The sequence below is a fragment of the Aquimonas sp. genome, assembly GCF_044377145.1.
Taxonomy (GTDB): domain Bacteria; phylum Pseudomonadota; class Gammaproteobacteria; order Xanthomonadales; family Xanthomonadaceae; genus Aquimonas.
On the sequence record NZ_JBILJQ010000033.1, the window covers coordinates 1 to 14543 of the forward strand.

12 protein-coding genes and 1 pseudogene are annotated in these 14543 nt (G+C 68.0%); 9 read left to right on the plus strand and 4 right to left on the minus strand.

Annotated elements, in window-relative coordinates; genetic code table 11:
* Positions 1–705 precede the first annotated feature (705 nt).
* Entirely contained in the window at positions 706–2097 is a 1392-nt protein-coding gene (locus ACIQ7H_RS11440; protein ID WP_395791509.1) for an RHS repeat-associated core domain-containing protein, read from the plus strand.
* 423 nt (positions 2098–2520) lie between these two features.
* Here the strand turns inward: ACIQ7H_RS11440 and ACIQ7H_RS11445 are convergent, their stop codons facing one another.
* Positions 2521–2844: a hypothetical protein gene (locus ACIQ7H_RS11445; protein ID WP_395791585.1), complete on the minus strand. Its 324-nt coding sequence runs from the start codon at positions 2842–2844 to the stop codon at positions 2521–2523.
* A 336-nt stretch (positions 2845–3180) separates the two neighbouring features.
* Between ACIQ7H_RS11445 and ACIQ7H_RS11450 the strand changes: the two genes are divergently transcribed.
* The 7 genes and pseudogenes from ACIQ7H_RS11450 to ACIQ7H_RS11480 all read left to right on the plus strand — a co-directional run bounded on the left by ACIQ7H_RS11450 (position 3181) and on the right by ACIQ7H_RS11480 (position 12052).
* Positions 3181–4836, plus strand: a complete 1656-nt coding sequence (locus ACIQ7H_RS11450; RefSeq protein WP_395791511.1) for a cytochrome-c peroxidase — start codon at positions 3181–3183, stop codon at positions 4834–4836.
* 202 nt (positions 4837–5038) lie between these two features.
* Positions 5039–6463, plus strand: coding sequence for an ATP-binding protein (locus ACIQ7H_RS11455; RefSeq protein ID WP_395791513.1), 1425 nt, complete (start codon positions 5039–5041; stop codon positions 6461–6463).
* Positions 6460–7182, plus strand: a complete 723-nt coding sequence (locus ACIQ7H_RS11460) for a response regulator (protein WP_395791515.1) — start codon at positions 6460–6462, stop codon at positions 7180–7182. Before ACIQ7H_RS11455 ends, ACIQ7H_RS11460 begins: the two co-directional genes overlap by 4 nt.
* A 125-nt stretch (positions 7183–7307) precedes the next feature.
* On the plus strand, positions 7308–9158 hold the full coding sequence (locus ACIQ7H_RS11465; protein WP_395791517.1) for a CHASE domain-containing protein: 1851 nt from the start codon (positions 7308–7310) through the stop codon (positions 9156–9158).
* A gap of 44 nt (positions 9159–9202) precedes the next feature.
* Positions 9203–11071: a SpoIIE family protein phosphatase gene (locus tag ACIQ7H_RS11470; RefSeq protein ID WP_395791519.1), complete on the plus strand. Its 1869-nt coding sequence runs from the start codon at positions 9203–9205 to the stop codon at positions 11069–11071.
* Positions 11072–11236: 165 nt separating this feature from the next.
* Positions 11237–11614, plus strand: a pseudogene (locus ACIQ7H_RS11475) (ATP-binding protein); the annotation flags it as partial.
* A gap of 51 nt (positions 11615–11665) precedes the next feature.
* Positions 11666–12052 (plus strand): STAS domain-containing protein, encoded by a 387-nt coding sequence (locus ACIQ7H_RS11480; RefSeq protein ID WP_395791587.1) that lies wholly within the window; start codon positions 11666–11668, stop codon positions 12050–12052.
* Between the two features lie 8 nt (positions 12053–12060).
* On the opposite strand, the gene rpe is transcribed toward ACIQ7H_RS11480, so the two are convergent.
* Genes rpe through ACIQ7H_RS11495 form a run of 3 tightly spaced genes read right to left on the minus strand, consistent with a single transcriptional unit; the run spans position 12061 to position 13483 of the window.
* On the minus strand, positions 12061–12738 hold the full coding sequence (rpe, locus tag ACIQ7H_RS11485; RefSeq protein WP_395791521.1) for a ribulose-phosphate 3-epimerase: 678 nt from the start codon (positions 12736–12738) through the stop codon (positions 12061–12063).
* 41 nt (positions 12739–12779) lie between these two features.
* Positions 12780–13130 (minus strand): DnaJ family molecular chaperone, encoded by a 351-nt coding sequence (locus ACIQ7H_RS11490; RefSeq protein WP_395791523.1) that lies wholly within the window; start codon positions 13128–13130, stop codon positions 12780–12782.
* On the minus strand, positions 13127–13483 hold the full coding sequence (locus ACIQ7H_RS11495) for a c-type cytochrome (RefSeq protein WP_395791525.1): 357 nt from the start codon (positions 13481–13483) through the stop codon (positions 13127–13129). The genes ACIQ7H_RS11490 and ACIQ7H_RS11495 overlap by 4 nt, the downstream gene beginning before the upstream one ends.
* A 104-nt stretch (positions 13484–13587) precedes the next feature.
* Between ACIQ7H_RS11495 and ACIQ7H_RS11500 the strand changes: the two genes are divergently transcribed.
* Positions 13588–14514, plus strand: a complete 927-nt coding sequence (locus ACIQ7H_RS11500) for a phosphoribosylaminoimidazolesuccinocarboxamide synthase (RefSeq protein ID WP_395791527.1) — start codon at positions 13588–13590, stop codon at positions 14512–14514.
* The last annotated feature ends 29 nt before the right edge of the window (positions 14515–14543 follow it).

The window sequence follows — 14543 nt, forward strand, 5'->3', positions numbered from 1 at the left end:
ATCGGGTTTCAGGGCCAGCAACTTGTCGCGATCATCGATCATCAGGGCGAGCCAACCAGCACCGTTGTCCACCCATTGGGCAGACACCAGGCGCGCCCCGACAGCCTGAAGTCTCAACCCGGAAGACGCCCGTTCCAGCAACAGGTAACGGGGTCAGGTCTATCTTCGTAGCACCCAGTGCTGGAAGTCACCCCGCCGACAAGCCTCTGCAACTAACGAGTCACCCACCGCAAACGACAAAGCCCGCCAATCGGCGGGCTTTGTCGTTTCTGATACCCGGTGTTCCGCTGCTCTCAGCTCTCAGCGACTGAGGCGCCGCTTGCCGCTGCTCTTGCTCGGCGGCTCTGCGGTGGCGGTAGCTGCGTATTCCACGCCATGCCGGTCACCCGTTCCAGCGCATGCCGGTCACCGATTGCACGGCATGGCGGTCGGGGTGCAGGCGGGTAACCCGCCACCTTCGGCCTCCCAGTGACAGCGGAGGTCGACGGTGGCCCAAACGGGGTTACCCATACGCAAGATTCTTGAAATTCTCAGGCTTCACTTTGATCACGGCGCCAGCGGTCGGGCGGTTGCCCGCGCGGTCTGCGTGGCGCTCGCCACCGTGCAGGACTGCCTGCGGCGGTTGGCGGCTTCTGGCCTAAGCTGGCCGGTCGATCTCGACGGGGAGGCCTTGGTAGTGCGCTTATATCCCCCGGTCGCCAAGCGGTGTTCACCGCCGCTGCCGGATTTTGTGGCGACCCCAACCAGTTCCGCAGTGCCAGCCGCTGGCTGACCTATGACGGCCTGGACCGGCTGACGGTGGCCGACAGCCCCTTGCAGACCACCACCCGCGGCCAGTGGGGCTACAGCTGGGGCAAGGCCACCTATGCCTACGACGGCTTGGACAACCTGCGCCGCCACACCATGGGCGGGGTCATCGACTTTGCCTACAGCTACAGCAGCCAAGGCCACCTGAACTCGATCACCCAGCCCAGCGGCGCATCGGTGTCGAGCTATACCCACAACGCCCGCGGCCAGATGACCCGGCGCGTTTTCAAAGGCGAGGGCTTCAACCTCAGCTGGGACAGCGCTCACCGCGTCACCCAGACCTGGAACGACGCCTCCACCCAGTTCCCGGCGACCGGTGTCCCAGTTGTCGAGAGCTACCGCTACGACGCCCACGGCCACCGCGCCCGCACAGTGCGCGGCGGCGAAACGCTGTACCAGGTGTACAGTCAGGCCGGCGATCTGATGTGGGAGCGCAGCAGCACCGGCACCACCCGCAAGTACGCGCGTCTGGGTGGGCGGCTGATCGGCGAGATCGAGAACGGCGTGCGCCGGGCGATCCACACCGACGCGCTGGGCAGCGTGCGGCAGAAGACCGATCAGTTCGGTACGGTGTTGCTCGACGACGTGAGAGCGCCGTACGGCTCGACCCTGCTCGGCGGCAGCTACCGAAATGGTCCGGCGTTTACTGGGCACATGGAGGACGGGGCGACCGGCCTGACCTACATGAAGGCCCGCTACTACGATCCGGTGGCCATGCGGTTTATCAGCCCGGATCCGGTGTATGTGGATCTGAACACCGGAGCAAATTTCAATCGATATTGGTATGCAAACAACAGTCCTTATACCTATACCGATCCGGATGGGCGTGCCGCGTGTATGCTTATTCCCCCGGCTCCAGCTTGCGTCTACGTCGCAGGCGCAGTCATTTCGGGCATTGGTGCAATTGCAACTGCGCCGATGGCAGGTGAGGCGCTGGGGAAGGTTTACAACGAGACAACTTCGGATTCTGGCGGTGAAGCGCAGCCCGGAGATGCATTCCCAGACGAGCCATTGCCTGTTAAACCATTCGGTGAGCCGGCTGGTGTGGAGGGTGCGGCAGGCCCTCACACGGGACTTGGGACCGAAGAGGGAAGTAAGGGATCCTATCCAACGGCTCGCGAGATCGATGCCGAAGGGAAGCCCGTGCGCCAGATCGACTTCACTGACCATGGACGGCCAATAGGACATACAAACCCGCACCAGCATCCGTACAAAGAGAATCCAACAGGCGGCACTCGACAAAGGGGCGAAGCGGAGCCTGTTCCAGAGCTCCCGCCCAAAGATAGGTAGCCATGGGCACGACTTTGAAGTTGGATATGTGGCAAGACGAGAGGAAGGTCCTGCTTGCGGATCTCTTGAACGTTCTTTGTCCGCCAAGATCGCTGAGATGGAGGATTGATAGATTCCAAGGGGTGGGGCAGTTCCCGGGTGCTCGATCCTGTAACGAGTTTTGCTCCCTCATTCGAGAAAGTCAGAATGGCTACGAGTTCACCGGGAGTGAGTTCGATGAATTCGTGGAGAATCTGCGCGATATCACGGAGATTGGTCTTGTTGGCCTCAGTGGCAAGGTCCCGATCTTGCGAATTGAGGGGGAGGACAGTACAACTTGGTACGTTTCTCGTGAACAGAAAAGCGAATGACGGGGGCAGGTCTAGCTTCGTAGCATCCCAGTGCCGGAAGTCACCCCGCCAACAAGCCTCTGCAACTAACGAGTCACCCACCGCAATCAACAAAGCCCGCCAATTGGCGGGCTTTGTTGTTTCTGCTTTCGAGTTCTGTCAACGGCTGCTGCATTCGCCCAGCGCGCTTCCCGCTCTGCGCCAGCAGCGAATCGAGCACTTCGATCACCAGGCGCTGCTTGGCCTTGGGCAGGGCCTGCAGGCGTTCCAGCTGTTGCTGCAGCTTCGGCGCGGGTCCGCGCTTCTTGGGTTTCGGGGCTTCGGCCACCAGCGCTTTGACGCTGACGCCCAGCGCCTGCGCGATCAGCGGCAAGGTCGAGACCTGGATGCGCCGTCGACCGACCTCGTAGGCGGTGATGGTCTGCCGTTACACGCCGAGGGTCTCGGCGAGCTGGACCTGGGTGATGCCCTGCTGCTTGCGGAGCTGGGCGATGCGGGCGCCGGGCCGGGCCGGGCAAGGAATGCGAGTTGGTCGCAGGAGTGGGCCACGGCGGCGCTCATGCGCTGCAGCAAAGCCCTGGCTTTCGAGTCCGGCGAGCTCCGCGTGGTCGCGGGCTCGCCTCAGAACATCGCCGGCCAACGATCAGGCGGAGGCTGTGCACGTGGGCTCCTTTGGCTGAACGCGGGTCGGGCTCTCCATCCTCTCTGCACAATTGGTCTCTAGGGTCGCAGGCATCCCCCAGGAGACTGACCGATGCCTATGCCCTGTTCCATCCGGCTGTTCGACCGCGCCGTTCTGGCTGCGGCGCTGACCTTCATGGCGACCGGCGATGCACTGGCGCAGGCGCCACCCGGCCCACTGGTCCCGTTGGGCGCCGTGCCGATACCCGCAGCAAATCCGCAGACACCCGCCAAGATCAGTCTCGGCGCGGCGCTGTTCTGGGACGAGCAGCTGTCACTGACCGGCACCGTCGCCTGCGGCAGTTGCCATGCACCGCGGGCCGGCGGATCGGACACGCGCACGCTTTCCAGCACCGAGGGCAGCCTGAACCCGGGCGCTGATGGCCAGTGGGGCACGGCGGATGACCGCGTCGGCGCCGCCGGGGTACCGCGCCACAACAGCAGCGGCCAGTACGTGCACAGCAACGCGTTCGGGATGGCGCCACAGGTCGGCGGCAGGCAGGCCAATTCAACGCTCAACGCTGGCTTTTCGACCAGCCTGTTCTGGGACGGCCGCGCCGGCACCCGCTTCGATGACCCGCAGACTCAACAGGTGCTGATCGCCCAAGGCGGCGCCTTGGAGAACCAGGCGCTGGGTCCGCTGGTGAACGATATTGAGATGGCGCACGTGGGCGGGAATCTGGCCGATGTGCAGTCGCGCCTCGCTGCAGCTCAGCCGCTCGCCCTCGCCAATCAGGTACCCGCGGCATTGGCCAGCTGGATCAGCGGTCGCGGCTATCCCGCGCTGTTCGAAGAGGTGTTCGGCAGTGCCGATATCAGCCCTGCACGTATCGCCATGGCCTTGGCCAGCTACCAACGCAGCCTGGTCAGCAACCAGACCCCGCACGATCTTGAGCTGTCCGGTGCATCGGCGCTGACCGCGCTGGAGCGCCAGGGCCGCCAGGTGTTCGGCCAGGCCGGCTGCGGTCGTTGCCACGGCGGCGCACTGATGAGCGACCACGGTTTCCACTACATCGGTGCGCGTGCCCCGGGCGCCGACAGCGGCCGCATGGCCGTCACCGGCCTGGCCGCCGACCGTGGGCGGATGCGCACGCCGGGCCTTCGCAATGTCGCGCTGTCGCCGCCGTATATGGCCGATGGCCGCTTCGCGAGCCTGCGCGAGGTGGTGGAGTTCTACAACCGCGGCGGCGATTTCAATGCGCCCAACAAGGCCCCGCAAATCACTCCGCTGCAGCTCAGCGCCGCCCAGATCGACGCACTGGTGGCGTTTCTCGGCCGGCCGCTGATCGACCCGCGGGTCGTCGCCGAGAGCGGCCCCTTCGAGCGCCCGCAGCTGTACTCGGAATCGACCGCGGTGCCACGCACGGTCAGCGCCGCGATCGCGGGGGGCCCGCGCCTGATCGCGCTGGAACCGCCGCTCGCCGGTCGCGCTGGCTTCACGCTCGGAATCGATGGCGGCGCCGCCAATGCCAATGCACGCCTGCTGCTGGATGTGTCCGAGCCGATCCAGCCCGATGCACCCAGCCTGCTGCGGCAGGATTTCGCGCTGTCGCCGCAGGGCAGTGCTTCGCTCGATCTGGTCTTGCCCGCGGCCAGCGGCCAAGCGCTGTACCTGCGCGTATTCGTGTTCGATGCGACCGCCCCGGGCGGCTGGCGCGCCAGCGAAACCAAGCGCATCGAGCTGATCGAAGTTGATACGGCCGTGTTCACCGACGGCTTCGAACCCTGACGGTGCGGGAGTCCACAGAAGGCAGGCTTGCAGTGGCGACGCCGCCCGACTTTGCGGGCGGCGCTGAGCCGCTGTGGCCCAGCCGTCGGCGACAGCGCCGGTTGCGCGCCCATTGGCTGCGCGCGCGCAGCCGGTCGCTTCAATGAGCAGCTCGCAGCGATCGGTGGCAGCATCCCCCGTGCCCCCTACCCGGAGCCGAAGCATGCGTCTGCGTCTGTGGCACCGCTGGTTCCTGCTGACCGCTGGCCTGGTGCTGGTGACCATGGCCGCGATGTTGATGATGCAGGCGCATGACTTCCAGAACGGCCTGCTCGCGCACGCCAATGCGCTGGAGCAGGCGCGGCTGCCGATGCTGTCGGAGCGCTTCGCCGACGAGTACCGCAGCGTCGGTGGATGGCAGCGGGTGCTCCTGCATCCGCCACGGTGGCAGCGACTGTTGGCGCCGGCCGATAGGTCAGACCCGCCGATCCCGCGGTCCGGACCGCCTGCGGGCCGGCCGGGTCACCCCAACCGCCCGCCGGGGCCGCCGCCGGGCGGCGCCGGATTTCCGCGCCGGATCAGTCTGCTGGACGCCGATGGCCGGGTGCTGCACGGGCCGCAGCCGCTGGCCACCGCTGTGCGCCAGCCGATCGAACTGGACGGTCGGGTCATCGGCAGCCTGAGCCTGCAGCCGATGCCCAGGCTGCAGCAACCGCTCGACCTCGACTTCGCTGCCCAGCAGCGCGGGCGCGCGCTGTGGATCGCGCTGCCGGTGCTGGCGGTCGCTCTGCTGGCCTCGTTCGCCCTGACCCGATTGCTGCTGCGTCCGCTCGGCGCCCTGGCTGAAGCCAGCCGGCATCTGGCCGGTGGCGACTACGGCGCCCGGGTCAGCGCCCGCGGCAGCGATGAGATCGCTGATCTGTCACGCGACTTCAATCGGATGGCCGACTCGCTGCAGGCCAGCCGCGCTGCACGCGACCGCTGGATCGCCGACATCTCGCATGAGCTGCGCACTCCGCTGACCGTGCTGCGCGGCGAGGTGCAGGCACTGCAGGACGGCGTGCGCGCGCTCAACGCCAGCGCCATCGACTCGCTGGCGGTGGAGACCGAACGCATGGCCCAACGGGTCGACGACCTCTACCACCTGGCGCTGTCGGACAGCGGCGCTCTGTCGTATCGCTTCGGCAGCGTCGACTTCACCGCCCTGCTTGAACGCTGCCTGCGCCAACGCGCCGCGGCGCTGCAGGCGGCAGACATCGCCCTCTGCGTATCGCCGCTGAGCGCGTGCAGGCTCGATCGCGCCGACGGCACCCGGCTGGAGCAACTGATCGACAACCTGCTGGCCAACAGCCAGCGCTACACCGCTGCCGCCGGCCGTATCGAGGTGCGACTGCAACGTAGCGAGGGCTGCGTCGAACTGGACATCGACGACAGCGCGCCAGGTGTCGCCGCCGACGAACTCGCGCGACTGGGTCAACGCCATTTCCGCGCGGCCTCGGCCCATCACGCACCCGAAGGCAGCGGCCTGGGCCTCGCGATCTGCGCCAACATCGCGGCTGCACATCGCGGCAGCCTGCGCTTTTCGGCTTCGCCGCTGGGCGGGCTGCAGGTCCGGCTGAACCTGCCGCTGGAAGGCGGTGGCGGATGAGCAGCAGTGCGCTTGAAGGCCAAGGCGCCCGCGTGCTGGTGGTCGAAGATGAGCCGAAGATCGCCGCCTTGCTGCGCGACTATCTGCAGGCGTCCGGTTACCGCGTCCGCTGTCACCACAGCGGCATCGGCGCGGTTGAAGCCGCGCTGGGCTGGCCGGCGGAACTGGTGCTGCTGGACGTGCAGTTGCCGGGTCGCGACGGCTTCAGTCTCTGCCGCGAGCTGCGCGAGCGCAGCGCCATTCCCGTGCTGCTGCTGACTGCACGGATCGAGGAAGCCGACCGGCTGCAGGGCTTCGAACTGGGCGCCGACGACTACGTCTGCAAACCGTTCAGTCCGCGAGAGGTCGTGGTGCGCGTGCGCGCCCTGCTGCGGCGCGTTCACTCGGCCAGCGCAAGCCACGAGAATGCCGAGCTTTTACTGGACGACAGCTGCCACGCCGCCCGCTGGCGTGGCCTGACGCTGCCGCTGACCGTCGTCGAGTACCGACTGCTGGCGGCCCTGAGCCGTCGACCGGGCACGGTGCTGACGCGCGCCCAGTTGATCGATGCCGCCTACGACGACCACCGCGTGATCAGCGAGCGAACCATCGACAGCCACCTGAAGAACCTCCGACGCAAGCTGGAGGCGGCCGGGGCCGACGGTGAGCGCGTTGAAGCCGTGTACGGGTTGGGCTACCGCTTGCGTGCCGGCGCTGATTCACCATCGGCCGAGCCCTAGCCGCCTGTCGGGCCGCGGGTATGGGTCTTGCTAGGCACAGCCGTGGAACGGGCCCGCTGCAACGCAGTCCCGACCAGGCGCAGCCGCGGCCCCGACGCGCGGCGGAATGCTGACGGAAGCCCCCGATGGCGGCACGGATCACCCTGTTCGAGAGCTTGATCGCGGGCGCGCTGATCGTGGGCGGCCTGGGCCTGCTGTATGGCCAACATCGGCTGCTGCAGGAGGGCAACACCAGCGCGCGCGACCAGCGCCTGAACGCCGCCGCCGGACATATCGAAGCCAGCATCCATGCGAGCCTCGGCCGCAGCGAATCGGCGGTGCGCGCGTTGGCGGCTTTCATCGAGGACGCGCAGCCGCTCGAACTCGACCGCCTGCAGCGCTTCAGCGCAGCCCTGCTTGAGGGCCAGGCGGCGATGCGCGCGCTGCAGTGGGAACCGCGGGTCATCCAGGGCCAGCGTTCGGCCTTCGAGCTGCAGTGGCGCCAGCACGGCCTGGCGGATTTCGAATTCAAGGATGCTTCACCGAGTGGGCTGGTCAGCGCGCGGCAGCGGCCGGTGAGCTATCCGATCCTCGGTGGCCATGCCATCGACAGCGGCCTGCCGGTCGGCCTGGTCGCCGCTACCGAGGTTTCGGTGGACGCGCCGCCGCTGGCCGACGAAGCCGACTTCGTGCAGGCCTCGACCCAAGCCCAGGCGCATGCGCGCGATGCGGCGGCGCCGCGATTGTCCGCGGTATTCCGGGCGGTCACCGCAGTCGTCGACGTGAGCGTCGCCAGCGAGTTCCAGCATCAGGCCTTCAATCTGCGGATGCCGGTGTACGCGCTGCCGCCGGGCCCGGCGGTCGAGAATCGACGTGCGCTGTTGCAGGGCTTTGCGGTCGCCTTCGTGGCGCTGCCGACCCTGCTGGAGGACGCGCGCGCGCTGGCGGACGCCGGCGGCCTGGGCTTCAGTCTGCGGGATCTCGACAGCCCGGATGCGCCCTTGATTTACCGCCACGGCGACTTCGCTGGACTTGCCGCAGGCACTACTCGGGAGCTGCAGCTGCAGCTGCCGGGCCGGCGCTGGCAGCTGTTGATGGCCGCGGCGCCGCCTTCCCTGCTGCAGGTGATGGGCCTGCGCCTGCCAAGCCTGCTGGGACTGCTGGTGCTGTTCGGTGGTGTCGGCGCCTGGCTGCGCGGGCGCGCGCAGCGGCGTCGACTGTGGCAGGAGCGCCAACGTCTGCGCGAACTCTGCGATGGGCTGCCGATCGGCCTGTTCCAAGCCAGGCACGGCGTCAACGGCGACTTCCAGCTGAGCTATGTCAACGCCGGCGCGGCACACCTGCTGGGACAGGATGCGATCGTGCTGCAGAACGATCCGGCCCGTCTGTTCGACTTCCTTCCGGCCGATGCGCGTGCGCCGCTGATCGCAGAGCTCAACGCGAGCCTGCACAGCGGCCAGCCGGTGCAGCGTGAACTGCCGGCGCGCGTCGCCGGTCAGCTCCGACGGCTGCAGCTGGGCGCGGTTCAGGGCACCGACCCGCACGGGCGCGCCCTGCTCAACGGCGTGCTGGAGGACGTCACCCGCCTGCGTGAAGCCAGCGATACGCTGGAGGCAGTCGCCGCCGAACAGGCGGTGATGGTCGAGAGCCTGCCGCTCGGGCTGCTGTTCGCCGACGCCGGCCAGATCAGCCGCGCCAATCCCGCGCTGGCGCAGCTGCTCGGCTATGTCGACCGCGAAGAGTTGACCGGGCTGCCGCTGTCGACCCTGCACCCAGACGAGCCTGACTATCGGCGCCTGCGCGCGCAGGCCGGCGTGCGTCTGAAGGCCGGCAAGACCTTCAGCACCGAGTGGACCCTGGTGCGGCGCGACGGCGAGAGGTTCCGCGCGCGTCTGGTCGGTCGCAAATTGATGGACGATGCGCATCGCCGCGAGCTGTGGGTGATCACCGAACTCGATTTCGACCCCAGCATCGAGCCTTGGCAGGGGCCGATGTGATCGGATTGGGGACGCGCATCGCGCTGACCGTGGCGGTGGCGGCCATGGCCCCCCTGTTGGCGGCGGCATTGGCCTGGCTGCCGCTGGCGCGCGGGTTCGCCCTGCAGCAGGCGCAGGCGCGGCTGGAAAGCGATGCACATCAGGCGGCGCAGGCGCTCGATGCGCGCCTGACCGCGGTCGAAGTGGCCGCGCGCATCCTGGCCCGCGATGCGGTCAGCGGACCGATCGAGCGCGAGCGCCTGCAAGGCCTGCTGCTGAGCCGGGTACAGATCGCGGAGGACGTGCACGCCGCACAGATCCTCACCGAACCCGCGCCGGGGGCCACCGACGCCGCCGCGCTCGGCTTCCACCTGAGTCAGCGCGGCCCGCTGCTGCAGATCCGCGATTTCGTCGTCGAGGGCTACGATTTTCCGAACAAGCTCTGGTATCTGCAGGCCATGCAGCATGCCGAGGGGCGCTGGGCCGGCGCCTATTTCAATCAGTCCGCCGGCGGCCGCGACACCCTCACCTTCCATCTGCCGATGCAGTGGCCGCAGCAGCCCGAGCGGCGCGGCCTGATCAGCCTCGATGTCGCCCTGGATCGGCTGGACGCACTCGCGGCCTCGCTCGGCTTGAGCGCCAGCGATGAGGGTCGCCAGGCGGCTGTGGTGGATGCTGCCGGCCGCGTGCTGACGCACTCAGACCCGCTGCGCGCACGCACGGAGCGGGTCACGGTGAGCGGCGGCCTGATGGCCGGTGCTGAATGGATCGCCGCGCCGGAAGCGGGCAGCGGTCACGTACTGCGTCTGACCGACAGCCGGGGGCAGCACTGGCTGGGCGTGCGTCGGCCGGTCGGCACGCGCGGCGCCGCAGTGGTGCTGAGCCTTGACGAGAGCAGGGTGCTGGCCGCCCTGCACTCGCGCGCACTGCAGGTGGCCTATGCGGTCGGCGCGGTGCTGCTGGCGCTGGCGGTGCTGGCGGGCTGGAGCGCGCGTCGGCTGACCCGGCCCTTGTCCGAGCTGGCGCAGGCAGCGCAGCGTTTGGCTGATGCCGACTTCGGCACCGCGCTCACGCTGTCCGGCCGGCGCGACGAGATCGGCCAGCTTGAACAGGCCTTGGAGCGCGCGCGGAGTGCGGTGTCCGAGCGCGGCAAGGCGCTGGCGGCGGCCGCCGACCGCGACCGCCAGCTCGGCGCCGAACTGGATCTGGCGCGGCTGATCCAACACGCCATGCTGCCGCGCGACCGCGTGTTCCTGAGCGGCCACGACACGGTGACGCTGGCCGGCACCCTGCTGGCGGCCAAGGCGGTCGGCGGCGATTTCTACAGCTTCTTCGCCATGGGCCCGGGTGCGTTGTGCTTCTTCATCGGCGATGTCAGTGACAAGGGCGTGCCGTCGGCCCTGTTCGCCGCCCGGCTGTCGGCCCTGCTGGCCAATCACGCGCGTCACTCCGAGTCGCCGGTGCAGGCGCTGCAGGCGACCGCCACCGAGCTGTATCGGAGCAATGACACCGGGCTGTTCGCAACGGTGCTGATCGGCATGCTGCGGGTCGACGACGGCCAGCTGCGCCTGGCCAGCGCCGGGCATGAATCACCCCTGCTGTTCGGGGCCGACCACAGCCGCCAGTGGATCGAGCTGGCGTCCGGCCCGGCGCTGGGCTTCGAAGAGCATCCGGAGTATCCCGAGTGGTGCGGTCGCCTGGCGATCGGCGCGCAGCTGATCCTGCTCACCGATGGCGTCACCGAGGCGATGACAGCGCAGCACGAAGAGTTCGGTCGCGAGCGGGTGGAAGTCGCGCTTGAACGGCATGAGCCGTCCACACCGCAGCGCTGCGTGCAGGCGCTGGTCAGTGAAGTGGAGCGCTTCGCCGACGACGCCGAGCGCTCGGACGACCTCACCTTGCTGGTGCTCGGCCGTGCCGAGCGCGTGCTGTAGTCGCGTGGTCAGCCACTCTGTCCGGGCACCAGCGACGCCTGCTCCGAGCGCGAGCGCCGGTCATCGTGACAGCGCGCTCGCGCCGCAGCTGTTCGTCTGCATCGCAAACCCGCATACGGCCAGCCGCGCCGGATGCGGCCCAGACCTGAGCAACACGGAGCGCCCATGCAGTTCACCCGGAACCTGAGCGCCGAACTGGCCGAACTGGCCGCGCTGAGTGCGGCCCTGCAGGTACGACTGCAGGCCCAGGCCTACGGCGCCGGGCTGATCGATGACGTGCTGCTGATCATCGAGGAGCTGATCGCCAATACCATCGACCACGGCTGCGGGCCGGGCCAAGCGCCGCCACAGATGGAGGTGTCGCTGCAGACCGACGGCAGCCGCCTTCGGCTTGAAGTCCGCGACAACGGCGCAGCCTTTGATCCATTGGTTCTGCCGCCGCCGGATCTGGATGCCGATATCCTTGAGCGTCCGCTCGGCGGGCTTGGCATCCACCTGATTCGCAGCCTGTCCGAATCGCTTTACTACCGCCGCGAGAACGGCTGCAACGTGCTCGGCTGTGTGCTGCCGGCGTCCCCACTGAAGGAACCCACCATGAGTCTGGAGATTGAGATCAACGACGACCGCAGCGGCACGCGCACCGTGCGCATCGGCGGTCGCCTTGACACCCACAGCTATCAGCAGCTGGATGCGCGCCTGGCCGAAGTGCTGGACAGCCGCGACAGCACCCTGGTAATGGACCTGGCCAAGCTTGAGTACATCAGCAGTGCTGGCATCCGCTCGGTGTTTGCCGCGCGCAAGCACATGGGCAGCCGCGGCGGCCAGCTGCTGGTGGTGAACGCGCAGCCGCAGGTGCTGCGGGTGTTCGAGATGGTGAAGGCGGTGCCGCTGGGCGAGATCTTCGCCTCCGATGAGCTGCTGGATGCCTATCTCGACGAGCTGCAGCGCGAACAGCCCTCGCGCGACGACGATGGCTTTTGAGCGGGGCTTCAGCAGGCGCGCGCGCGCGCGACTTCGGCGCGCATTTCGGCGATCACCCGCGCATAGTCGGGCGCATTGAAAATGGCCGAGCCGGCGACGAAGGTGTCGGCGCCGGCGGCCGCGATCTCGGCGATGTTGTCGACCTTGACCCCGCCATCGACCTGCAGCCGGATGTCGCGACCGCTGGCGCGTATGCGCTCACGCGCTTCGCGGATCTTCGGCAGCACCGAGGGCAGAAAACTCTGGCCGCCAAAGCCGGGGTTGACCGACATGATCAGGATCAGATCGATCCGGTCCATCACATAGTCGAGGTGGTGCAGCGGCGTGGCCGGGTTGAACACCAGGCCGGCCTTGCAGCCGGAGTCGCGGATCAGCTGGAGGCTGCGGTCGATGTGCTCGCTGGCCTCGGGATGGAAGCTGATCAGGCTGGCGCCGGCAGCGGCGAAATCCGGAATGATGCGGTCGACCGGCTTGACCATCAGATGCACATCGATCGGCGCTTGGATACCGTGTTTGCGCAGCGCCTGGCAGACCAGCGGGCCGATGGTCAGATTGGGCACGTAGTGGTTATCCATCACATCGAAGTGCACCCAGTCGGCGCCTGCTGCCAGCACGTGATTGACCTCGTCACCCAGGCGGGCGAAATCGGCGGACAGGATGGACGGCGCAATCAGGCAGGTCGACATGGCGGGGCTCGGCAAGGGGGAGGGTGACAGTTGGGATGCGATCAGCCTTCGCGCTCGGCGCGGATGCGATCGAAGGCGGCATTGATCGCGCGCGCCTTGACCTCGGCGCGGCGGCGTACCGGCTCGGGTTCTTTGGCGACGCGGTCGGGATGGTGGCGCGACATCGCGCGCCGGTAGGCACGCTCGACTTCTTCCATGCTGGCGTCGGGCTCGATTTCCAGCACTGCGTAGGGGTCGTCGGCGCGCGGCGCAGGCGTGCCGTCACGCAGGGCCAACCAACCGCCGTCAAACGCCCAGCCGACCAGATAGCCGAGCACGGCGCCGGCCGGATGGCGCAGCAGCAGCCAGCCGAATACCACGCCGAGCAGGCGGCCGAGGTAGCGCATCTTCATTCGGCGGCCGCCGCAGCGGCGGCGGAGCGCTGACCCTGACGCGGCTGCTGCGCATACCAGCGCGCCAGCGCATCGAGGTCAGCGTCGCTGAGCGCACCGGCCACCGCCTGCATCGGCGGATGCCGACGCTCGCCGCTTTTGTACTTCTGCAGCGAAAGTCGCAGGTAGCTTTCATCCTGCCCGGCCAGGTGCGGGTTGCCGGCCGCAAGCGCGATGCCATCGACGCCGTGACAGCTGGCACACATGCCGAGCTGGGCCGGGCGCTCGGCGGCAGCCGCCGGCGCCTGCGAGTTCGAGGCACTGCAGGCGGCGAGCGCAGGCAGCAGCAATAGGGTGAATCGGTTCGCGGACATGCGAGGATTCTACCGGCGCCAGCGCGGCGCCGCCGTCAACAGCCCGCCCGCGCGAGTGTGACCCGAGCCGCGACGCAGTCTTCCGCGAGGGTCACCGCTAGACTATGCGGCTTACCCAGCCCGCCCCGGACCCCCCCGTGACCAGCACCCTGCACTCGTCTGACCTGCCCGGCCTGCCTCTGCTCCACCGCGGCAAGGTGCGCGATGTGTACGGCCTGGCCAACAACGAGCTGCTGATCGTCGCCAGCGACCGCCTGTCGGCCTTCGACGTGGTGCTGCCGGACCCGATTCCCGGCAAGGGCGAGATCCTGTGCCAGATGTCCAACTTCTGGTTCGACAAGACCGCCCACCTGTTGCCCAATCATCTGTCGGCGACGGCGTTGGCGAGCGTGCTGCCGGCCGGCACCGACATCGCCATGTACGCCAAGCGCAGCGTGGTGGCGAAGAAGCTGAAGGGTCTGCCGGTCGAGGCGATCGCGCGGGGTTATCTGATCGGCTCGGGCTGGAAGGATTACCAGCGCAGCGGCGCGGTCTGCGGCATCGCGCTGCCGATCGGGCTGCGCCAGGCCGAGATCCTGCCCGAACCGATCTTTACTCCGTCGACCAAGGCCGCGGTCGGCGACCACGACGAGAACATCGGCTTCGACCGCGTGGTCGAGCTGATCGGCGCCGAGCTGGCCGAGGAAGTGCGGGCGGCCACTCTCAAGATCTATCGCTACGCGGCAAGCTATGCCGCCGAGCACGGCATCCTGATCGCCGATACCAAGCTCGAATTCGGCCTGGACGAGAACAATCGGTTGATCGTTATGGACGAGATGCTGACCCCGGATTCGTCGCGCTTCTGGCCGGCGGACGAGTATCGCGTCGGCATCAGCCCGCCGAGCTACGACAAGCAGTTCGTGCGCGACTATCTGGAAACCCTGGACTGGAACAAGACCGCACCGGGTCCGCGCGTGCCGGCCGAGGTGATCGAGGCCACGCGGGCGAAGTACGCCGAGGCACTGTTCAAGCTGACGGGGATTGAGGCTTGAGGGATTCGGGATTCGGGATTCGGGATTGT